Origin of the sequence: Chitinophaga varians (genome assembly GCF_012641275.1) — a bacterium.
In the GTDB taxonomy this organism is placed as follows: Bacteria; Bacteroidota; Bacteroidia; order Chitinophagales; family Chitinophagaceae; genus Chitinophaga; species Chitinophaga varians_A.
In genome coordinates this window covers 40,242-64,021 of the sequence record NZ_JABAIA010000003.1, presented here as the reverse complement: position 1 = coordinate 64,021, position 23,780 = coordinate 40,242, and the positions used below count along the sequence as shown (strand labels likewise).

Here is a 23,780-nt window from a genome sequence, read left to right as displayed (position 1 = left end):
CCTACATACAATCGCTACACAATTAGCCTCACAAGCAGCCAGGCATTCCATGCCTGGCTCTTCTCAGGTCCACCTGGTGCCTGGCGGAGGCAGGACGCAGTTGTTGGTGACCAACGGCAGCAGGCTGCATAAGATAGGGCCGTTTGCGGAGCAACGCTTCAGGCATCTGATCTCCCAACGGAACGAAGCCGCTATTCAACAGGAGCTGGTGTCCATGGGTATTGACACCTCCCCGTTCATAGACGATACTCCGTTAAAGAGCCCGGGCGTATATGCGCTCTCTTTGGCTATCGCGCAGAAATGCAACATGGGCTGCACCTACTGCTACGCCGATCAGGGCGACTTTGGCGGGCCCGCGAAAAATATGGACATGGCCACCGCCAGACAATCGATCGATCTGTTGCTGCAAGGCTGTGTGCCCGGCGACAAAGTACAGGTCACCTTTCTGGGCGGTGAGCCGCTGATCAACCGGAAAGCCCTGCGGGAAACCACACTTTACGCACTGGCAGCCGCAGCGGAAAAAGGCATACAGGTCAACTTTTCATTGACCACCAACGGCACGCTGCTGAAACCTGACGACGCCGATTTCTTTGAAGAACATCGTTTTGCCGTCACCGTTAGTCTGGACGGCATCGGTGCCGTACATGACCGGCAAAGGCCCATGAAAAACGGCGCCGGTTCTTACGAACGTATCATAGAAAAGATAGAGCCCCTGCTCCGGCAACAGCGAAAGATGCAGGTATCTGCCAGGGTGACCGTCACACCGGCACAGCATCAGCTGACAGACATGTTACAGGCATTCATCGATATGGGGTTTCACAGCGTAGGCTTCTCCCCGTTATTACGCTCTTCCAACGGCAAAGATGAAATGACCAGGCAAGACCTGGAAAGGATGCTGGAAGAGATGATCGCCTGCGGATTGTTGTTCGAACAACATATCATCCAGGGCAAGCGCTTTCCCTTCCTCAATATGGTGAACGCACTGAAAGAAATTGCCAAAGGCACGCACCGCCCCTATCCCTGCGGCGCCGGCGCCGGGTACATGGGCGTATCTGCCGATGGCGGACTGTATGCCTGTCATCGTTTTGTGAACGAAGAAGCCGGCAGCATGGGCAATATTTACGATGGCGTAAATGCTGACCAGCAGAACAACTGGCTGGCCTCCAGGCATGTGCATCAGCAGTCGCCCTGTAACAGCTGCTGGGCGCAATACCTTTGTGGCGGCGGCTGTCATCACGAAGTGCTGGAAAAAGGCAGGCATGCCTGTGACTATATCCGCGGATGGTTGCACTACACCATACAGGCACACGAAAGAATCAACCGCCTGGCGCCACAATGGTACCAGTAACAGTTTACCTTTTATCACCATGGACACTTACGATATCCTGATAGTTGGCGCTGGCCCCGCCGGGACCTGTGCCGCGCTGCGCCTGTTATCGCTGGGCTATCGTGTGGCCATGGTGGAACGCGAACAGTTTCCGCGGCCGCAAATAGGCGAATCCCTGTCGCCCGGCATCCGGAACATATTTGACTACCTTGACGCCACGCCGTTGTTGCAGAAAGCCCATTGTCTGCATCAGCTGCCCGCACACGTGATCTGGCAGCAGCAACATGCAGATCTGCTACCCCGCGGCCACAGCGTAATGACAGACCGCGGCCGGCTGGACAAGGGATTGCTGGACCTCGCCGTTGCCAGAGGACTGGTATTGTATCAGCCAGTGAAATATGAGCAGAGCGTCCGTCATGGCGATACCTGGCAGGTGAGCGTCCGTGGACCGGAAGGGCTGCAAACACTTTCCGCCGTGTTTCTTCTGGACGCACGCGGCAGAAAAGGCATTCAGCAACAACAACGCTGGCAGACCGCGCCGCCGATGGTAGGGATATGGGCTTACGTCCGGGCTGATGACATGCCCCGGTCCACCTGTGTGGAAGCTGTCCCCGACGGTTGGCTGTGGGGTGCTCCTTTATATGACGGTCAATACAGAATACTCGCTTTCACCGACCCACCATTTGTCAGGCAACAATCAATTCTTTCCCATTATCTTCATTTGCTTTCCACTACGCAACTGTTCCGGCATGCTGCGGAAAAAGGACCATTATCATCTCTGCAAAGCTGCCATCTATTCAGCTATGTTCACCACAGGCCATGGCACCACAACCGTATACAACTGGGAGAAGCCGCCTTCGCCATCGATCCGCTTTCCTCCTCCGGGGTGGAAAAGGCGATGCGTATCTCTTTACAGGCGGTCATTGCCATTCATACCATCTTCCGGAAAAACACACCGGCCATAGCACAGGAATTTTTCGAAAGCCGTTTAGCCGCTTCCGTTGTAAACCATATGCAGTGGACCAGCCGGTATTACGCAGAAGCATGGCCGGCAAACACCCACCCCTTCTGGAAAAAAAGGACAGCGCCTCCCGTGGGCGGCCACTCTGTATCTCCCTTTACCGCGAAGGTAGAGCAGTCTCTCACCGCCTATCATCCACCGGCATCATCTCCCCCTAAAAAAATTAACATACAGGACACACTGCAACAACTGTGGCATAAAAAACTGTCTCTCTCCCCCGCTATTTCCTACCGGCAAACCCTCTGCGTGATCAACGATTGCGTGGAACAGAAAACCGCCCTCTATCACCCCAACCTCGGCCAGGAAGTGGCATTCCTTGGCAACCACGACATCCTCCCTTTAATACAGATCGCGCAGGAAAGCGAAACGTTCGGGCAGCTGATACTCCGGTGGAAACAGCTCGTTCCTCCTGACATGGCCATTCCCATGATACTGCAGTTATGGGATAAACAACTGCTTTGCGAACATTAAATATCACCCGCTCAACACGTTTGTATTTTATTATTATTGTCATTATCTTGATCGTGGATAATTGTTCAAAATACCTTTAATGAGCTATGGGTGATCCTGTAGATGAGATACGTCAGACCGGTACTTCGGTACCGCAGGATGCAGCAGCGCTTGAGCCTCTTTTTAAAGCGTGTTATGCCCTGTTGCTGTCGTATGCCTGTAAATACGTGACCCGCGAAACAGCAGAAGATATTATCCAGGACGTATTCATTCAACTGCACAAAAAAGGCCCTTCCCTACATATCAATTCCAGCATCAAGGCATATCTTTTCCGCAGCGTACATAACGGTTGCCTCGATCATATCAGGCGGGAAGCTATCCATCAACGTTATATCAATGCCACAATTCCGGGGCTGAGTGAAGCAGAGCTGGACTATTTCAATCCGGACGGGCCGCGGCAAAGCCTGCTTCAACAAGATAACCTGGCTGCCAGCGTCTGGCAGGCCATAGAAGCACTGCCGCCCAAATGCCGCGAGGTGGTCAGGCTACGCTATGAACAGGGCCTTAAAACAGGCGAAATATCAGCAACAATGGGCATCTCCACCCGTACCGTGGAGACACAACTGTATAAAGCCATTAAACAACTGCGTGCCCTCATACGCAAAACCAGCATTTTCCTCTTTGCGATTGCTCTTTTTTAAAATGGATATATATTATATTCCCGTCCCAGGGCTGAAGCCCTGGGCTACGATTTGTTTTCAGACTGTTTCATAGAGCTTGTCCATAACTGGCGGTGTTAAATCTTTTATGCTGCAGAGGAGATTAATACCAAAAGTTATGGAACCAGTATCCTAAAACCAGAACTAATCGTCACCCAGGGCTGAAGCCCTGGGCTAAGAAAAAAAATTTCCAAAATCTGTACGTAGTTCCTATTCCTTTCTCGTCTAAATAATATGAAATGGCACCTAATAATACTAACAGGTTGGATTATACGATATTAATAAAGTTTATCGATGGCCAGGCCAGTCCTGCAGAAACCGCTGAGGTGGCCGCCTGGCTGGATGCAGCACCCGGCAACCGTGAGCTGTATTTCCAGGTCAAGGACATATTGGACCAGCAGCGGGTATCAGCTGTGACCAGGGATGAGACTGACCATCGCTGGCAGCAGATAGCTGATCAGCTGCAGGCACCTGTGCCGGTACGACGCCTCCACCGGCTGAAGTATGCAGCAGCCGTATTGGTGCTGGTGGCAGCCGGCGGTATTGCCGCCTATGTGTTGACACGGTCCCCGAAACAGGCGCCGTTCATCACCCTGGTATCGCAGCAGTCAACGGTACAGCAACTGCTGTTGCCCGACAGCACGCGCATCTGGATAAAACCGGGCAGCCTTCTCCGTTATCGTAAGGTGAAAGACGGACTGCGGGAACTGTGGCTGGATGGCAGCGGTTATTTTGAAGTAGTAAAAAATACAGCAACGCCTTTCAAAATACATACGTCCGGTATAGACGTTACGGTATTAGGTACCTCATTTACAGTGAACAATGATCAACACAACACCAACGTAATAGTAAATACCGGCATGGTAAAAGCCAGCACGCATGAGCAGGAGATGCTGGTCCGGCCGGGACAGAGAGCAACGGTAGTCAACAACGCCCTGCAGATGGACAGCGTCAACGCACAGCTGTTCGCCGCCTGGAAAGATGGGGATTACAAATTTGAAAACACCACCGTGGAAGAGCTGAAGGAATTACTGCAGCTCAACTATGGGTATGAAGTCAATGTACTGCAACCGCACAAATTCCGCAACACCAGCATCAGCGGCCGCATGCTGATAACAGATGCACAGAGCCTGTGCAAATCGCTCTCAGGCATGCTGGAAGCCGATGTCAGCAAAGATGGTAACCGGATTATTATTCAACCAAAATGAGTCATCACGTTTTAAACAACAAACAGATTTAGCAACATCATTTTTTAACCAGAAAAAAACTATCCGAATTCCCAATCGCCGCAGGTGACCCTGCGGGAACAGTGACTTTGTTTTTCTAATGGAAAGGAATTTCTCCGCAGGCCGCGCGATCCTGCGGCAGGTAACTCCTTGTCATTCACATATCGCTTTATGTAGTCTTTAACCAAAATTTTACCCGTTATGAAATTTGGACCTCTACGGCTTTGCCTGAAGGGAATGGCCGGCCTATGTCTATTGCTGGGCATTTCAACATCTTCCACGCAGGCACAGGACGCAGTAGCCGGCGTACAGACGCCACCGTTACCACAACACCAATACCGGAAACCCGGCAACACAGACACCAGTCCCGCCAGCCAGGTACTCTCCCTGAGCAATGCCCTGGAAAAAGTGTATACAAAATACCAGCTGCGCATAGCCATGAATGAAAAATATGCACGGAATATTTTTGTGCCCGACAAACTGCTGAACAGCGGCGCTTCTGCAGCCATCGCCTCACTACAGAAAATATTGCAGTCATACGGCCTCACGCTTAACATGACCGGTCCCTCACAATACATCATCACGCCGGTTGAGCCTCGTCCGGCTCCCGCACCCAAACCACCAGCTAAGGTCCGTGTATCCGGCACCGTGAAAGATAAACTCGGCGCGCCTCTGGTAGGCGTGACCGTGAAAATCATCAAAACGCCCGTCGGCACCACGACCAATGACAGAGGTTTTTATGAGCTGGACGCAGAGCCGACCGATACCCTTGAATTTTCCTACATCGGCTATCAGACCCAACAGATCAGCGTCCGCAACAGGTTAGACATTAATATCGAAATGCTGGCCAAAGAAGGAGGGCTCAACGAAGTGGTGGTAGTGGGTTTTGGCGCACAGAAAAAAATCAGCCTCGTGGGTGCCCAATCTACCATCAAACCGGAGGAGCTGAAGCTGCCGGTGAGAAGTCTCACCAACGCCCTCGGCGGCCGCCTGGCAGGCATCGTGGCCGTACAACGCAGCGGTGAACCGGGTTACGACGGATCAGATATCTGGATACGTGGCATCTCTACTTTCGGCTCCAGCCCACGCGGGCCGCTCATCATCGTAGACGGCGTACCTGACCGCAGCATCAATGACCTCGACCCGGAAGACGTGGAAAGTTTTACGGTGTTAAAAGACGCTTCCGCCACCGCCGTATACGGCACCCGTGGCGCCAACGGCGTTATCCTCGTCAACACCAAAACCGGACGCCCCGGCAAACCACAGATTAATATAGAACTCAATCAGGCCATCACAAAATTTACGCAGCTGCCAAAATTCGTAGATGCGCCCACGTTCATGCGCCTTTACAACGAAGGACTGCAAATGCGTGGCAGGACGCCCCTCTACACAGAAGAGCGCATACAGAAACATATCACCGGTGAAGACCCTGACCTGTACCCCAACGTGGACTGGTTTAAAACACTGTTCAACCAGTTCGGCCAGAACAGAAGGGCCAATCTCAATGTACGCGGTGGCTCCGAATTCGCAACCTATTATATCTCCGCAGGATATTACTCCGAAGTGGGCATGTTGAAACGGGACAACCTGCAATCCTATAATTCCTCCATTAAACTGGACCGCTATAATTTCACGACCAACGTAGACGCCAATATCACCAAGACGACCAAACTGGAGCTGGGCGTTAACGGTTTTATCATCAACAGCAACTATCCCGGCATTGGTACCGGCGCATTGTTCAACCTCGCCACGCAGGTGCCGCCGCACCTGATCCCGCCGCAATACTCCAACGGGCAATGGCCTAAGATACCCGGCGGCAGCTACCCCAGCCCATACCGCAATTTGACACAGTCCGGCTATGCAACAGAGTATCGCAACACCGTCCGCTCCAATATCAGGGTACGGCAGCAACTCGACTTTGTACTGAAAGGCTTGTCCTTCACCAGTATGTTTGCATTTGACTCCTACAGCTGGAATAACCTCAACAGAAAAAGAGAAGTGCAGACCTATTATGCCACCGGGCGCGATTCCGCCGGTAACCTGCTGACCCGCATCGTGGACCCGGGTTCCAACGTACTGGGCTTTGAAGTGTCCAGAGGCGGCGACCGGCGTTTCTATACCGAATCAGCACTAAACTATGCCCGTAAATTCGGGGACCACGACGTGTCGGCATTGTTGCTCTATAATCAGTCTGATTATATCAATGCAGATGCCGGTGATCTCATCAGCTCCATTCCTTTCCGTATCAGAGGTCTAAGCGGCAGAGCCACCTATGGCTATAAGAGGCGTTATTTTGCAGAAGCGAATTTCGGGTATAATGGCTCTGAGAACTTCACCCCTAAAAAACGTTATGGGCTCTTCCCTTCGTTTGGCGCCGGCTGGGTGGTATCTAACGAACATTTCTTCGAACCGCTCAGCAATGTTATTTCCTATTTCAAACTGCGTTACACCTATGGCCTGTCAGGCAACAGCAACACAGGCTCCCGTTTCCTCTTCCTTACCAGGATAAAAAGCAGTGGCGACCTCGGTTATACGTTTGGCGTTCCAGGCAACACCACCTCATTCAGTGGCCTGCAGGAAGACCAGATCGGTTCCGAGGTAAGCTGGGAAACCGGCAAACGGCAAAACCTGGGTATCGAGGTAAAAGCCTTTAAAGACGAACTGTCTGTTATCGTTGAACTGTTTAAAGAGAGAAGGACCGGTATCCTGTTGCGGCAATATGACATCCCTTACGCTTCCGGCTATACGTCAGACAACATTCCCTATCGTAATATCGGTATCACCGAAAACAAGGGAATTGATGTGACGATAGACTACAACAAGGCATTCTCCAAAAATTACTGGGTAGCGTTCCGGGGCAATTTTAACTTCAACATCAACAAAAACGTGTATGACGGCCTTCCACCGTGGCAGTACCCATGGCTCAACCGTACCGGCCACACCATTGACCAGCGTTTCGGTTATGTGGCACTGGGACTTTTCTCTGATTCCGCAGATATCCTTAAATCGCCCAAACAGGCCGGCGATGTGCGCCCCGGCGACATCAAATACGCAGACCTGAACGGCGATGGCATCATCAACAGCTTTGATCAGCAGGCCATTGGTTATGGCCCGGTGCCCCGCATCGTATATGGCCTTAACTTCAGTGTTGGCGCCAAAGGCTTTGACCTCAGCCTGTTCTTCCAGGGCGTGGCCATGGTGGACTTTATGTACAGCGGCGGTCATGGCACCAATCCGTTTTATGAAGGCCCCACTATCGGTAACCTATATACGGTAGCCACCGACCGCTGGACGCCGGACAACTCCAACAGCCAGCCTTTCTATCCACGTATGTCAACCCGTCAGGATATCACCACCAACTATTACGCCAGCACCTGGTGGCTCAAAAGAGCGGACTACATCCGCCTGAAGAGCGCCGAGCTGGGATATACCTTCAGCATGAACCGGCTGCAGAAATACGGTTTAAAAAACCTGCGCGCCTATGTTAACGGCACCAACCTCTTCACCATTTCGCCCTGGAAGATCTGGGACCCTGAATTGGGCGATGGCAGAGGAACCGCCTATCCCAACACCACTTCGTACAACTTCGGCATCCGCGCCAGCTTCAAATAAAACCTAATATCATGACCCATTCATACAAAAACATACTGCTGTTGTTCCTGCTGATACTGTGTGCGGCAGGTTGTAAAAAAGGTTACCTCGATACGGTGCCGGACAATATCACTACGCTGAAAGACGTGTTCACCAACCGTACCATGACAGAACAGTGGCTTGCGCGGCTGTACAATCCCATGCCCGACATGTGGAACCAGCCGTATGGCGTTCCCTGGACAGGCCAGTGCGATGAAGCCGACTATGCCTGGGTGCAGCCCGGCATCAACTCCGGCGCCATTACCCCCGACAATGCCAGTCCGTCGTATTGGAACAGCTACTATCAAACTATCCGGCAGGCGGCCATCTTCCTCCAGAACGCAGACCAGAACCAGGAGATCAAAGCATTGCCCGACGGTAACAGGCTGTTGAAACAGTACAAAGCAGAGGCCCGTTTTCTGCGCGCCTACTACTACTGGCTGCTGATGCGGCAATATGGCCCCGTTGTGCTGATGGGCGAAACGGCCAGTCTTCCCGAAGACAATTTCCAGATACCCCGCAGTCCGTGGGACGACTGTATCGGATTCGTGCTTTCCGAAATGGACAAAGCCTTCCCCGACCTTCCGGTGCAACATGTGAACCCGGTAGATCCCACACAGCCCGACGTAACGCAGACAGGGCGTATCACACAGCCTATCGTGCTGGCGGTTAAATCGCAGATACTGTTATATCATGCCAGCCCGCTGTTCAACGGCAACAAGGATTTCGCCTCTTTTACCAACCAGGACGGCACCGCGCTGTTTAACCAGGCTTATGACAAAGAGAGATGGAAACGGGCCGCCGATGCAGCCAAAGCGGTGATAGACCTCAATCGCTGGGATTTGTTTACCGTCTCCGATCCCGATCCATTCCGGGCCGCCTTTCTCTCCTGCCGCAACCTCTTCTTCGATGGCTGGCAGAAAGAAGCCATCTGGATACGCACCTCTTCCGGGCATGTCAGCAACTGGGAGCGCCACTGCTCTCCCCGCTGCGCCAATGGCCAGGGCTGGAACGGTATCGCGGTCACACAGGAGCAGGTGGATATATTCCGCATGGCCAGTGGTAAAACGATCAACGACGCCGGCAGCGGCTATTCCGAGAGTGGTTTTACCACCACCGCTACGCCTTACTATGTTAACGGCACTTACAATATGTACACTAACCGTGAAGCACGGTTTTATGTAGATGTGACCTTCAACGGCTCCACTATCCCTGTTGTTCCGGAATCAGGCCAGACAAGAGTGGAATTTTTCTTCACCGGCAATTCCGGCAAAAACGGCGCTCCCCGCGACTGGCCCTCCACCGGCTATACCGCACGTAAAAACATCCATCCCAACAACGATTTCAGAACAGGGAGGAACTTCGCGCGGCCGGCAATGATGATACGCCTCGCTGAAATTTATCTTAACTACGCCGAAGCGCTGAACGAATACACGCCCGGCCACGCCGACATTCTTAAATACCTCAACAAAATCCGCAACAGGGGCGGTCTTCCAGACCTGTTGCCCGGACTCTCACAGGACGAAATGCGGGCACAGATACGGCTCGAACGCCGCATTGAACTGATGTTTGAAGGGCACCGTTATTGGGACGTGCGCCGATGGAAAGTAGCCGACAACCCCGATCAGCACCAGGGCGGCGCCTTCCATGGCATGAATATCGAAAAAGGCAGCTCTTTGTCTGATCCGGAGTTTCATAAAAGAGTGACATCGTTCACAAGAGCAGCCTGGCAAAACAAATTTTATTTCTATCCTGTGCCGCAGAGTGAGATAGACAGAAACAAAAAGCTGGTGCAGTTCCCCGGATATTAAGAGTGGTAATAAAAAGCCCGCCCGGAACGAATCCGGGCGGGTTTCCAATAAAAACGCGTCTTCAGGCGTTCAAAAAAATCTGAACGAAAGACTGTAGAGCATCTTTAATATTCAACAGGATATCGGTTTATCGACATTCCTCCAACGATGCCAAGACCGTAAAGGACATTGTTGAATACAATTACTTTCTCCGATAATATATTGTCATTTTTTTCTTCTGCCATCATGGAACTGTACAAATAGTTGTAACTGGCGTAGGTTAAAGTTGTCACTTCAATAACAACCGGGTTTTTAAAGCCGAGCCAGCTGGTAGCGATAAAACTCAGGCGGCGCCTGCGACCGTCCAAAAACTGGTCATCTATGAATACTTCCTGTCGTTCTTTTTTTCCAAACATTACGTCAGATGGGTCGGAAGACTGGATGGGCAACTGGAGCAGTGATTTGTCAGTACCAACATCGTCGTGGTTTAGGTGTTCGTATATTCTGACACGGTAATAGTTCTTTATTCCCGGATCGCCCCGTATTTCAAAGCTCACATTCGCTTTAGCCTCCCGTTGATTATCAGATATTTTTTTTACGCTCATTTCACCTACAGCAACCGGCAATGGTATCGCGTCAGCACCTTCTACAGCCGGAATGTCGGGAGCGTCGGGAAGTTCGGCCCTAACAAAATATTTAAAGCCGGGTTTCGCGCCGAAAGTACTTAGATAATACGCATAATTTCCCTGTTTATGCATCGTCATGGTTTCCTTAAAGACATCGTTTTCGTACAAGAACACCCTTGCATTGCTTATTGTCTGTATGCTTCCCGAGGGGTCAGGTGCGTTCCTGATCTCAATATATTTCGACATCAATATTTGAGCGGTGATCAGGCTGTCCTTAGCCATCAGCAGATTCATCACCAGTTTATTACCCTCGTCCGGGATAGTTATTGTCACCTTTTTACTACAGCTGCCGGCTACCGCTGCCAACAACAGCATTAGTCTTATTTTCATGATCTAAAATTTCAGCTCATATGAAACACTGGGAAGAACAGGCACCAGGGAAACCGCATTCAGGGTTACTTTAGGTTGCCTTCTGTCAAAACTCTCCACATAGTAGAAGAACGGATTAAACCGGTTATAGGCATTTAACAAACTTACATTCCATGTCCGTACAAGTCCGTTTTTTTTGTATTTGATAAAACTAACGCCCAGGTCCAAACGGTGATATGCCTGTATACGCGTATTGTTACGTGCACTTACATAGTCGATGTGGCGGGAGGTACCCCAGTTCCCTGTGCTGGAAACGGGGTCCGTGATACCAAAATAGGACGTCAGCGGGATGGTAAAAGGAGCAGCACTCTGATAAGTCCAGGAGCCGGACAACTCTATACCTTTACGCAGCCTGTAAATCGCTACGATGTGAAAGTCATGCCGGCGATCGTATTTATAGGGAAACTGCCTGCCGAAGTTTACCTCCGGAAGCCGGCGGTTGGCCCATGCCAGCGTATATCCCACCCACCCGGTCAGCTTGCCGGTTTTCTTTTGCAGCAGCAGTTCCATTCCGTATGATTTTCCTTCGCCGGCTGTCACATGCTGTTCCCAGGTATCGCCTTTAGCAGCCGTCAGATAATTGGCCCCTTCCTTGTACTCAATTACGTTGTGCATGTATTTGTAATAAGCTTCTGCCGAAAATTCAAACTTCCCGCCAAACAGAAAATGCGTAACGCCCAGTGCGTACTGGTCAGCATCCTGGGGCTTCACCTTGTCGGTAGCAGGCACCCAGAGATCTGCCGGCAGGGATATGGAATTGTAAGCCAGCAAATGTATGTACTGGGTCATCCGGGTATATGAAGCCTTCAGCGCCCAGTCTCCGGGCAACAGGTAGCGGGCGCTCAGCCGGGGCTGTACAGACCGATAGTGGCGACCCTGCACGTTAAATCCACTCACATGTAACCCCGCATTCACCTTCAGCCTTTTAGATACTTCCCAGTCATCTTCCGCATAAAGGTTCATTTCCAGTGCATAGATGCCGTGGTTATTGTTGGAAGAATCTGCCAGCACCTCGTCATTTTCAGTTTGCCTTGATTCCAGTACGCCCGGTGTAAAAACGCGGTACATCACCTGCGCTCCCGCTTTGATGGTGTGCGCGGGGTTTAACTGATAGTCTAAATCTATTCTGCCGCCCAGGTCCCGGATACCGGAATTCAATTTCTGGTGATCTGTAAATTTGGTGGACGCTGCCTCCCCCACCTGGTCAAAGCGCGACTGAAAACGATAATCGCTTCCCATCAGCATCACATTGGAAAACAACTTCGGCGAGTACACATGGTTCCACCGGATGGTGCCCGTATAGTTGCCCCAGTGTATGCTGGTGTTAGACACATAATAGTTGAGAGCGTTCACACTATTGAAATCCACCTTTGTCGCCATCTTATCACGGCCGCCATAGAAGCTGAAGTATAATTTGTCTTTGTCCGAAAATTTATGATGAAGTTTGGCGTTCACATCATAAAAGTTCAGTTTGAATTTACCCGGATCACTGAGCTCTTTTTGGTTGTTCAGGTATATTCCGGCGGCGATGTCAGGGTATGATCTGCGGACAGATACCACAAAAGTTGTCTTCTCCTTTTTGATGGGCCCCTCCAGCATCGCCTGCGCTGAAAGCAGCCCCACAGAAAAATTTCCGTGTAGTTGGTGCATGTCTCCATCCTTTGTGGAGATGTCCACCACTGAGGACAGCCTGCCGCCGTAGCGCGCCGGGAATGCCCCTTTGTAAAGGGTCACATCTTTCAGTACACTGGTGTTGAAGTTGGAGAATAAGCCCATCAGGTGTACGGGGTTGTACAAGGGTGCGCCATCGAGCAAAATAAGGTTTTGGTCAGGAGTGCCGCCACGTACCAGCAAAGCGCTGGTAGCTTCGGTGCCTTGTTTAACACCAGGCATCAGCTGGAGGGTTTTGAACAGGTCCGGCTCCCCGAGAAGGCGGGGCGCTGACTGAACCAGTGATGCCGATATATTCACACGGCTCATCTGGGAAGAGGACACGATATTGTCTGTCCCCACACCCCGGATAGTCACTTCCCCCAGCTGGCTGCTGAGTGTCTTTAGGCGGAAGGAGAAACTCCTGGTGTTTTCCATGGTCACGAATGTGTCGAGGCGCTGATATCCAAGGTATGACAGCTGAATCCTGACAGTGTCTGCCGGCAAGGTAAGGCTGTAGAACCCATAACCATTGGTAACTGTGCCTGCTTCAAATTGAGGCGCCACTAACGATACGCCGATCAGTCTTTCGCCGGACGCGGCATCTTCAACGTATCCGCTAAGCGTATGGACCGCCTTCACTGCCGGTCCGACAATGATCTGGCCTCCCCGTCTTTTGAAAGTGAGGGATGTTCCTTTCAACAGGTAGGTAAGCATCGTTTCCAGTGGCGCCTCTTTAAAGCTGTGTGCTTTAATGGTTATTCCCTGTACTCTTGTGTATTCATAGGATATTTGTACGCCGGTTTGCTGTTCCAGTATTTTCAGCGCCCCTTCCAGCGTAGTGGCCGGGATGCTGATACTGAACCTGGCATCGTTTTGCTGACCGGCAGCTGCCAGTCCGCAGACTAAGAACAGAACGGTTAAAAAATGTCGCATTCATCGATTTTTGACAAACACAGCTCTCCCCTGCTGCCTTCAGGGCAGCTTTGCACAGGTGGAGCAAATGCAGTTACTGAATGATTATTGTTGTATACCGGTAACGGTTATACGGTCTTTACTAAGCGTGTAGGTCATACCACTCAGGTCATTTAGCATCCCGAATGTTTCCTGTAATGGTGTGTGGGCGGCAATCCGCAGGTTAAAACGATAGTTGGCCATCATGGCCGTGTCATAGGAAACCTGTACCCCGTAATGATTTTGGAGGATGCGGGCCACTTCCGCAAAGGAAGCGTTCAGTAATGTCAGGTCGCCATTCCTCCAGTCGTCTACCGGGCCGTCCGTCCGTGTAGCCGTATGCGTTCCCAATTGATATACGATCTGCTGGCCGGCTTCCAGTACGCCCAGCATTGTAGTGCTGTCCGCCACCTGTACCTTTCCCGAGCGAACGCTCACCTGTACATACCTTGTTTCCTGATATGCTTTCACACTGAACTCCGTGCCCAGCACTGTCGTTCGTATGCCAGCAGGAGTGCTGACCATGAACGGTGCTGATACACCTGGCGCCACCGAGAAATAGGCGAGGCCGTCCAGTATCTGCACGTCACGGCTTTTTTTGCCGAAAGCGTCCGCGTAACGCAGCCTGGAGCCTGGCTCCAGCCACATGGCAGAGCCGTCAGGCAATGAAACATGCAGCACATTTTTACCGGCCGGAGCAACTATTTCTGTATAGCTCATCGGCTCCGGCTTGCCCCGCAGGACATAAAAAAGGTCGCCGATGGCAATCAACAGCAGTATGGCCGCCGCTATCTGCCAGTACAGCCGCCGCAACGGCTTCCTCTCCGGCACCGCCTCCGCTGCACCGATTATCTCAAAGATCCCTGCCTTCATCAGTTCCCGCGTCGCCTTTCGCTCCGCTTCGTCTTCAAATACACGCCCTTCGGCCGGAAAGGACGCATACCACCTGTCGAGTACAGCACGCTCTTCCTCGGTACAGATACCCAGTGCATGCTTTTCAAGCAATCGATCGATGAGTGATTTATCAGGGAGGCTCATATGCTGTTGTTTAATAGACAATTGTCAGGTTCCGGTAGTACTATGCCGATGAAAAAAATTATTCCAAAAAGAAATTACCCAGTCCTTCTCTTAGTTTCTTTAGCGCGGATGAAAGCTGGTTTTTAACTGTTTGTTCCGACAGGCCGTGCTTTTCAGCTATTTCGCGGACAGACAGCCCGTGGTCGCGGCTCTCGATAAATACCTGCCGCATCTTATCGGGTAACCGTTGCAACTCCCGGCGGTAACTGGCCTCCAGGTCAGCGCCTGCCAGTGTCTCCTCTGTGGCATGCGTGATCTCCGGTATTTCCCGCCCCGCCAGTTGACTGTATTTATCTCTTGCCTGTTCTGATTTGAGGTGGTTGAGCACCTTAAACTTTACGGCCGTGCGAAAATAGGCTTCCACCGATTCGGTGATATGGATCTGTTCTCTTTTCTGCCAACAGTAAATAAATACTTCCTGTACAATATCTTTTGCAGCGTCTTTGTCGTACAGCCGCCAATAGGCGGTTTCATACAGGGTTTCCCAATAGCGTTCATATAATTCTCCATAAGCGGGCAGACTGTCCTGACGGGCCAGCTGCCATAATTCGGTATCCGTTGTGTCTTTGAGGATAGATGTTGACATGTAAATGGGCAAAATCAGGCGCGAAGGTAGTTTGTTATTTAGAAAAGAGGTAATAATTATCTTGTATAACGTCTACGGATATACAGAAAAACCCACCGGAAAGAATTCCGGTGGGTATCTTACAAAAAAACTGCGGCCTTAATTCCAAAAACACTTCTCCTGAATATAAGAGCGGAAAAAGCACACATTGGCATCTTACCTGTTTTTACTACATACATTCAGGCGTGGACGCTTGATAACGCTGATTGATAAACATGGTTTCCGGCGCCGCCTTCCTGGCAGCTTTATTGAGCTAATACATCGGTCAACATTCCCGCATTCGGGAGATGAATGTTGTCCCGTTGCTTAATAGACAACTGTCAAATTCCGGTAGTACTATGCGGGTGAAAAAAATTTCTCATTCATTTTTATCGTGCCAATGACAGCGGTGAAACGCGGGAGTAAAGGTAATCTTGTACCCCAACAGGGAAGGACATTGAACACGAATACCGGAAATCAGGACATGACCGACGTGTAACTCAGAATACCTTTTTTTAAAAGTCAGGAACAACAACCGCCTGGCAAAACGATAAGATTTGATGTATCTGAGCTCAGAAAAAAGCAAAAAAAAAGTACCCAAGCGTCGACGAACCTTTTAATAAATAAAATATAATCGATTCATTATCAAACAATTAAAAAACATCAGCAACACAAAACGAATACCAACCCACATGAAATACCTATCCAACCACCACAACTATACCGAACACTTAAATGAAAACTTAAAAAAAATCCTTCGCGTTTAGATCTTGTTAACAAATCCTATCTACGAAAATCGTTACTTGCACCTCGCAAGTTTATTAACCTGTTAAACGTCCACCAAATGACAATCTGAAACATCCACTACTAATTTGAACACTGTAGCACTATTCTGACAATTGACAGTTCAACCAATGTCAAATACAATGAAACAGGCTACGTTACTGAGAATCCACAACATTTAAACCGGAAAAAACCGACAAAAATGCCAGAGAACACATATCGGTCCTCGGGAGGGGACTTCCATGCCCATGAATACTTTCGATTATTTAGAGAAGGCAACCAGAAAGGAATGAACTATATCTATAATCTTCTGTACAACACCGTATTTAGTTGTGCCCGTACCATTATATCAGATGAATTCGAGATTATGACCATCATTCAAGACGCCTTTAATCTCATCTGGAACCGGCGGAGCATGATGGAAAATATAGAACATATTAAAAACTACCTGTGTAAACGTGTAAAATGGGATTGTTTAACCTACAGTGTAAAGGGGAAAAACCGTCCTCTCTCTTTAGAAAGTTTCCAGGAACAGGGCATTTCGTTAGCCATCTTTGACCCACAAGAAGAAGCGGCCCACCGCGAAAGACAATTGACTGATGAGGAAAATCTGGACCTTATCTGGAAAGCCCAGGAATATCTGCATCCAAAAGAAGGAAAACTGATCAAATTAATGCTGGAATGCTACAGTTATGCAGAGATTGTTACAATAACCGGATATACGCGCCAGTTCATTAACCGGGAAGAAAAGCGGCTTATAAAAAAACTGAGCCCATACATCGAGCGTTTAAAAAAAGCGTCCCAACAAGCTAATTACCAGTATGCGTCAAACATAGCCTACTACGAAAAATTCCTCACGCCGTTGCAGATCATGATCATGAAGCTGTATTATGAAAAAGGATACACTTTTCATCAGATATCAGAGGAACTGAATATTACAATAACAAAAGTGATGAAGGAATACCTCGCAGCGGAACAATGCATCAGGGACGCCCGCAAACACTAATTTGTACTATCCTATGAACCCTAATTTTCAGTTTAACAAACATTAAAAAAAACAACATGGAAGTACGTCCAATCTCCGATCTCTTTAAAAATATCATCATTCACAATAAACTAAGGTCTGTACGCAATGTGTTCCAGGTCAATACTGACCAATTCCATATCCTGAATTATAAACCTTCCTACCAACGCAAATATGTATGGACCGACGTAAAAGCAACCTATCTTATCGAGACCATTCTAGTACATGGAGAAATTCCTCCCATTGTGATATATATTAAGGGTAAAAACTGGGAAGTCATCGACGGCAGGCAGCGCTGCGAATCCATTGAGCGTTATATCAAAAATGGTTTTTCCCTGAAACCACATGGGCTGGATAAGTTATGGAACCTGGCAGGCAAAAAATTCTCACAACTGGATGAAAAACTTCAGGAACGCATCCTCAGTGCCTCACTACGGCTAATTCAGATAACAGCAGCCAGCGAAGCAGCTATCAGCAATTATGAAGAGGAAATCATTAAAAGGGAAATATTTAAGCGCTATAACTTAGGTATCTCTCCTTTGAAGAAGGAAGAAGTATTTAAAGCCCAGTATATCCAGGATGAAATCAACATCTATTTTAAAACACAGTTTGAAAAATATCCTGAGTTATATAACGAGGTAGCAGCATTATTTGATCATAGAAGCAAAAAACGGGAAACCATCATGCAGCATATCAGGCAGATGCTGGTATTACAACACATTCCTATCAACAAGTTCATTCACGACCGCGAAGATGTAGTGAATATGTATTATGACTACCTGTCCTTTAATACTGTCAACAAAGGCAACAAGTCACAGATTCCACTGATTTTTGGCCAATTCCGGGAAAAATGTAATTATCTCACCACTATTAAAACCAGACTACACGAATTAGGCTACCAAACGAACGGATTGGTACATGAATGTCTATTCTGGGCTTTATCCGTATGCGAAAAGGAGAATATAAATCCCGCTGAGTTCAATAGTCCTTCCTTTAAAGAGCGGCTGGTACAACACATTGGAAAACAAACGCAGAACTATCACACAGAACGCAACAACCATACACAAAGGATTATGAAGAGATATAGTACCGCCGCTGCATTTTTCACTTCCCAGCTGGACATATCCTTTGTCAGATATCTGAAAAGCGATGAAACTTTCGTTGTTGAGCATAAAGAGAAGATGCAAAAATACTTAGAAGAACGTTTCACGCCTGGCAAAGAGCAGGAGCATTTTTCTAAAATGGACCCTACTTCTTCGTCTGTCAGCGATATGCTCGACAGGATTAAAAGAGGAAAATTCAAATTAAAACCTCCCTATCAACGAAATGAAGTAATGAATATCTCCAAAGCATCATCATTAATAGAAAGTATGTTACTGGGCGTGAAAATACATCCGCTATACATCTACCTGAGAACAGATGGCACAGCAGAAGTTATTGACGGTCAGCAGCGGCTGCTGACGATTATCGGTTTCCTGGGAGAAAAATATGCTGATGAGCACGGGAAAATGGTCCGCTCGAAAAAAGATCGTTTTTCTCTTAACCTCCGTACCAGCCTAACACCCCATCTGCACGGCAAAAAGTTCAGTCAGCTTTCTCCTGAAGATCAATCCCGACTAACCAACTATGATCTGGAGGTAATAGAGATCAAAGAAGAAAACAATAAACACTTCCTTCCTGAAGAGTTGTTCAAACGCATCAACCACAAGCCGATGCCTATAAAGGAACACACTTTTGAATTCTGGAATGCATACGTTGATCATGATATCGTTGACGCCATCAAAGACATCTATGAGCGAAACACGTGGCTATATCTGAGAAAGGACGACAAAAGAATGCTCAATGAAGAACTTATCACAAGCCTGGGTTATCTGCACTACGTGAACTTAGGGGATGCCAATATGAAAAACATCAAGGATGTGCTGGATATTGGAAAACGTGGCTCCGCAGCTATCGCCAAATTAAAAAACAAGGCTAATATTACCCAGCTACTGGAAAGCAGGGCTTTTAAAGCTGAATTCCTATTGTCCTTAAATTGCTTTGAAGCCGAATTTGTTGAGAAAGTGAGACTATTGATCGGAAAATCAAATGGGAAATCATCTGAAGTATTCAGTGCCCGAAGGCTTGACGAGATCATTCATCAAACCAAAAGTGCAAGAATATCAATGAACTTCTATTTGTTGTGGGTCATCTTAAAAGGCATACCGGTCGATTACATCCGGGAATCGAAGACAGCGGTGCTTTATCGGATCACTAAGATATTCTCGGCACTAAGAAGTTATGATTCCGCCGAAAAAATTGAGAAAGTGATCAAAGAGACCTGGTCCTCTGTACAGAGCGGTCCGAATGCTACTCAGAACAGTCAATCATTGTTGGTTTAGCACCCCAAAAGACTTACTGCTTTAATTACCCATCAGCAGGACCTCCCAAAAATGTCCCGACTAAATGGAATGAAAAACACAGTCTTTTAGAAAGTAATCTTAACCGCAGCCTATATATTCAAAAGAAAGAGGGCGTCTCATTTACTTTTTGAGACGCCCTCTTTTTATTTATGTTGTATAATATTCTGTTGGCTTAAAACATCAGACAGCACCGACAGGGCTTAGTTGCTGGTCTTTTTTCCTCCCTCTCATATATACCACCAGTCCTGTGAAAGCGATTATCAGTATAACCGGAATGATCATGGTGGTATTTAATATTTCAGGTCCGGCAGCTTTCTTTGCCTCAGTCAACGCGGATGCCATGGCGGAACCGGGAGGCGCTTCGTTATACAGTTTCAGATCAGCTCCTGCCGGCAGTTTCTGCGCCAGCAATGTATCATAATGACCACCAATGAACATCATGTACACGGATACGGCAAACATACCTGCTCCTCCCATGAAGTTCAACCCTACAGCACCGGTACGTGGCAGATTCTCCGATACAAACCCCAGCATGGTAGGCCAGAAATAACATACGCCCACCCCAAATATCAGCGCACCCACAAAAATCATATTACCACTGGTATGCCCCAGCAAATAGATGCCCAGCGCAGCAAAAACAGATGACAACAACAACACGCCCTGCGGAGACAACCGGTGTACCACCGGCTCGGCCAGTCCCCGTCCTATTACCATCACACCGGTAGTAAGTGTAAGAATTAGAATGGCATTGCTGGTCACATTTCTCAGTAATACATCGATCCATTGATTGGTAAATAATTCTGTGATGGCTGTACCAAACATACATACCATCATAAAGATAAAAAGCGGATTTAATAAAGACCTGTACATATCGCCGGTAGAAACACCTGCCGCAATACGTTCGGTAACCGGGAATTTCAACCTGGAGAAAAGATATCCGTAAATAAGCGTGGGAATAAGCATAGTGGCCACCTGCACCTTCCATCCAAGGCCCATTTTATTAAACGCCAGTACCACCAGTGTTCCGATCACTATCCCACCCGGAAACCAAAGGTGAAAATGATTCAGCTTCGTTGTTTTATTATCCGGATAAATAGCCGCCACCAGCGGATTACAGGCTGCTTCCACGGTACCGTTGGCCACACCGATAAACAGCGTGGACAGGAAAAGCGTCCAGTAGCCGCCAGCTACAATAGTAAGCAGAATTCCCAGCAGGTGAAATACAAATGCAGTCACCAGCAGCTTCTTCATCCCGATAATGTCTACCACCATCCCTCCGATAATTACCGCCAGCGGGAAACCCCAGAAAGCGGAAGCGGAAATGATGCCAAGTTCACTTTTACTCAGGTTAAATTCGGTCCCCCAGGTATCCAGTAGCCCTGCACGGATACCAAATGACAGTGAAGTAACAAGTAGCGCGAAACAACTGGCCATGAAAAGCTGGCCGCGATGAATATTTGGTTGCATGTTAAGTGTGTTTTATCGTGGTAAATGGTAATAAAATCGTCATAACGTGGAAAGCGTATCTATTGCTGTCGGCAGGGAATATTGCGCTACTTCATTCTTTATTGGACTGATTGTCTGTTTCCAGTTCAAGGGCCCGCCGGCAACGGCCAAATGACCGGTCCGGCAGCGTGCATGTGTTTTTCCATTCAATTCGGGCGTCTATATACCTGGCAAATTCTTCCATACAAGTATAGTAAAAGTTTTTCCTTTTACATAGCGGGACCATTTTTATTTTCATTTTTTTCAAACACGCCTATACTTAACCATGCAACCGACTACTGGCTTCTACCAGGGAAAGTCAACACGTATCCATCTGGCGGTACTTACAGTATCCGGATTAAAAGGTTTCCGGTCCCATACATAGTCTACATACGAAGGTTTACATGAATAGTCCTGATCGCTTACCGGGTTAAAAATAATCTTGTTGTTTTGTACAAGGTTCGATGCGGACTGGGGATAAAGGCAGCTCCCGTTATGAGGGGAGTATTTAATGGCTGCATAAATCGTTTCCGGCACATTAGGATTAACGTTGGAGAATGAAGTCCATACAAGTTCCGGTGTATAATACCTGAACATACTGATCGGATCATAATCATACTTTAACGTTAGCACCGGATTTGATGACAGGGCGGTCGCCCGATAGGTAGGATTGGCCGGGCTGGTGGTGGCGTTATAAATGCCACAACTGGCGGAAAAGCTGTTAGTGTCTTCCATTACCGTGGCCGTAAGCGTACCGCTGGTTATCAACGGCACGTCGAAACTGACAGATATATTCGAACCGGCGCCCACATTTACCGTCTGCCAGCCCAGGAGCGATGATCCGGACGAACTGCTTTTTAATTGTATCGTAAAAAGTTCGGTACTGGCGGTATTATTAGTGAAATGCACGGTAGCCACCCCGTAACCGGTAGAGTAAATATAGTTTACATAAAGATCCGTTACCGCTGCGCCTGAAAGAAGGCTTGTGCCGGTATGCCCGGCTAATGCTGTCCGGACGGCCACGCCGGCTTTCTGTTGGATTTGCATTTCAGCAGGTTTACTACAGGAAAACAGTGCCAGTACGGCCACTGGAATGAGCAGATACATTTTCATGGGGGATATTTTTTTTGTGATGAATTAAGCAACAATATTCCAACACACCTGAATCCTATCGGGTAACTATGCAACACGGCTAAACGAAGTTAGCGGTCTCTGACTGGCAACTTCACCACATTCTTCGCAAAGACAGATGTTTTCTTTGCCCAACCTGCTATTCTGACTACAGCGACAGCGTTTTGCTGAAATTCATGCAGGTGATAAAAACGACAGGAAAAAACGCCCTTCGATACCTGCGGCACAGCCCGTAACTCCCCATGCACGCCAATTTTACCCGTAAGAAATTTGCTGTGATTTCAATAAAACACTATTTTTAATACCAACACAACGATCGTTTTTTATACACGTATTATCTTCGACAGAACTCAACAGTAACCATTTTTAATCTTTAACCATGTCCCAAACCCTTTCAGAAAAGCAGTTTTATGCCGGGCTACAGCATTTGCCTAAACCCAGGTATCCATTTCCGGATTTTATTCACCCGGACTTCCAACAACAACGACAGGAATATTATGATTGGATTGACAGAGAGTATACCTTTCATAGCGAAGCCGCCCGGAAAAAGCACAAACAGCATAACCTGGTGGATATCGCCGCCCGGGGATGTCCGTTCCTGAACACCCTTGCAGAATTACGCCCGCTTGCCAACTATACAGCCAATGGCGCCATGATGGATGATTATTTCGACCGTTGTTCGCACCATGAAATGCAAATGGTAACGAACCGTATCAAGAATATCCTATCGGGGGAAGATATTAGTGAGCCCGCCGACATGGGAATATTTCACCAGTTTTGGGTGCTGCGGCAAGATGCCATTAAATGCGTACCGGACCGGCACTACCGCAAATACATATCCGCTATACACAATGTATTCGTTGGCTATACAGAGGAGAGAACATATTACAGGACCAATACGACGCCGCCACTGCCTGTTTATCTGGTTATCAGGCTGCATACCAGCGGAGGACTTCCGTATTGCAAATATGTGGCCATGCAGAAAAACTATCGTGAGCTACCGGACGACGTACTGGAACATCCACATATCCTACGCCTCCACGATCTCTGCTCCTGGATGATAGGTATGCATAATGATTTTATTTCACTGCCCAAGGAACTGCATCGGGAAGGAGACACCATGAACCTGGTAAAAGTGATACAGCATGAACACAACATACCGCTCCATGAAGCCTACATGGAGGCGCTGAAGATCCATGACAGCTACCTGGATGAATTCAGGCTGTTACATCAGCACCTGCCGTCTTTCGGGGAACTGCAAGGCACTGTACACGACTACGTACAGGACCTGGGCATCATGGTAGCAGGTGTTTATGCATGGCATGTCAACGATGTGTCCCGCTATGTGAACGGCGGGTATGTGGAGGGAGAGTACGCCAGTAAGAAATCTTAGGCGTTGGGGCGATCTCTTCGGTCCATTGCCTCTAGCTACTTTATCAGATCATTCGTATA

The 23,780-nt window shown here is 48.5% G+C and carries 16 protein-coding genes; 9 read left to right on the top strand and 7 right to left on the bottom strand.

Annotated features, from left to right (window positions below):
* Positions 1 to 49 precede the first annotated feature (49 nt).
* From HGH92_RS23900 to HGH92_RS23875, 6 genes are all read left to right on the top strand, one after another.
* Positions 50 to 1,348 (top strand): radical SAM/SPASM domain-containing protein, encoded by a 1,299-nt coding sequence (locus HGH92_RS23900; RefSeq protein ID WP_247655044.1) that lies wholly within the window; start codon positions 50 to 52, stop codon positions 1,346 to 1,348.
* Positions 1,260 to 2,819: an NAD(P)/FAD-dependent oxidoreductase gene (locus HGH92_RS23895; protein WP_168873338.1), complete on the top strand. Its 1,560-nt coding sequence runs from the start codon at positions 1,260 to 1,262 to the stop codon at positions 2,817 to 2,819. Before HGH92_RS23900 ends, HGH92_RS23895 begins: the two co-directional genes overlap by 89 nt.
* 86 nt (positions 2,820 to 2,905) lie before the next feature.
* Positions 2,906 to 3,499 (top strand): RNA polymerase sigma-70 factor, encoded by a 594-nt coding sequence (locus tag HGH92_RS23890; RefSeq protein WP_168873337.1) that lies wholly within the window; start codon positions 2,906 to 2,908, stop codon positions 3,497 to 3,499.
* Between the two features lie 257 nt (positions 3,500 to 3,756).
* Positions 3,757 to 4,725 (top strand): FecR domain-containing protein, encoded by a 969-nt coding sequence (locus HGH92_RS23885; RefSeq protein ID WP_168873336.1) that lies wholly within the window; start codon positions 3,757 to 3,759, stop codon positions 4,723 to 4,725.
* Between the two features lie 219 nt (positions 4,726 to 4,944).
* On the top strand, positions 4,945 to 8,355 hold the full coding sequence (locus HGH92_RS23880) for a SusC/RagA family TonB-linked outer membrane protein (RefSeq protein WP_168873335.1): 3,411 nt from the start codon (positions 4,945 to 4,947) through the stop codon (positions 8,353 to 8,355).
* Positions 8,356 to 8,366: 11 nt separating this feature from the next.
* A complete protein-coding gene (locus HGH92_RS23875; RefSeq protein ID WP_168873334.1) occupies positions 8,367 to 10,184 on the top strand; it encodes a RagB/SusD family nutrient uptake outer membrane protein in 1,818 nt (605 codons plus the stop codon).
* Positions 10,185 to 10,288: 104 nt separating this feature from the next.
* On the opposite strand, the gene HGH92_RS23870 is transcribed toward HGH92_RS23875, so the two are convergent.
* The 4 genes from HGH92_RS23870 to HGH92_RS23855 all read right to left on the bottom strand — a co-directional run bounded on the left by HGH92_RS23870 (position 10,289) and on the right by HGH92_RS23855 (position 15,485).
* On the bottom strand, positions 10,289 to 11,179 hold the full coding sequence (locus HGH92_RS23870; protein WP_168873333.1) for a DUF4249 domain-containing protein: 891 nt from the start codon (positions 11,177 to 11,179) through the stop codon (positions 10,289 to 10,291).
* Positions 11,180 to 11,182: 3 nt separating this feature from the next.
* Positions 11,183 to 13,804 carry a TonB-dependent receptor gene (locus HGH92_RS23865; protein ID WP_168873332.1) on the bottom strand — a complete coding sequence of 874 codons (2,622 nt, stop codon included), beginning with the start codon at positions 13,802 to 13,804 and terminating at the stop codon, positions 11,183 to 11,185.
* An 84-nt stretch (positions 13,805 to 13,888) separates the two neighbouring features.
* The gene (locus HGH92_RS23860; protein WP_168873331.1) at positions 13,889 to 14,860 is read right to left on the bottom strand and encodes a FecR family protein; all 972 of its coding nucleotides are present in this window, start codon (positions 14,858 to 14,860) and stop codon (positions 13,889 to 13,891) included.
* Between the two features lie 58 nt (positions 14,861 to 14,918).
* On the bottom strand, positions 14,919 to 15,485 hold the full coding sequence (locus tag HGH92_RS23855; RefSeq protein ID WP_168873330.1) for an RNA polymerase sigma factor: 567 nt from the start codon (positions 15,483 to 15,485) through the stop codon (positions 14,919 to 14,921).
* 1,168 nt (positions 15,486 to 16,653) lie between these two features.
* Here HGH92_RS23855 and HGH92_RS23850 point away from each other — a divergent pair.
* On the top strand, positions 16,654 to 17,292 hold the full coding sequence (locus HGH92_RS23850; RefSeq protein WP_168873329.1) for an RNA polymerase sigma factor: 639 nt from the start codon (positions 16,654 to 16,656) through the stop codon (positions 17,290 to 17,292).
* A 56-nt stretch (positions 17,293 to 17,348) separates the two neighbouring features.
* Positions 17,349 to 19,691: a DUF262 domain-containing protein gene (locus tag HGH92_RS23845; RefSeq protein ID WP_168873328.1), complete on the top strand. Its 2,343-nt coding sequence runs from the start codon at positions 17,349 to 17,351 to the stop codon at positions 19,689 to 19,691.
* Positions 19,692 to 19,892: 201 nt separating this feature from the next.
* On the opposite strand, the gene HGH92_RS23840 is transcribed toward HGH92_RS23845, so the two are convergent.
* The 3 genes from HGH92_RS23840 to HGH92_RS23835 form a co-directional block, all read right to left on the bottom strand.
* Positions 19,893 to 21,179, bottom strand: a complete 1,287-nt coding sequence (locus tag HGH92_RS23840) for an MFS transporter (protein ID WP_168873327.1) — start codon at positions 21,177 to 21,179, stop codon at positions 19,893 to 19,895.
* 91 nt (positions 21,180 to 21,270) lie between these two features.
* Positions 21,271 to 21,402 (bottom strand): hypothetical protein, encoded by a 132-nt coding sequence (locus tag HGH92_RS34075; RefSeq protein WP_262888810.1) that lies wholly within the window; start codon positions 21,400 to 21,402, stop codon positions 21,271 to 21,273.
* Positions 21,403 to 21,503: 101 nt separating this feature from the next.
* Positions 21,504 to 22,310 (bottom strand): hypothetical protein, encoded by an 807-nt coding sequence (locus tag HGH92_RS23835; protein WP_168873326.1) that lies wholly within the window; start codon positions 22,308 to 22,310, stop codon positions 21,504 to 21,506.
* 397 nt (positions 22,311 to 22,707) lie between these two features.
* Between HGH92_RS23835 and HGH92_RS23830 the strand changes: the two genes are divergently transcribed.
* Entirely contained in the window at positions 22,708 to 23,721 is a 1,014-nt protein-coding gene (locus tag HGH92_RS23830; protein ID WP_168873325.1) for a terpene synthase family protein, read from the top strand.
* The last annotated feature ends 59 nt before the right edge of the window (positions 23,722 to 23,780 follow it).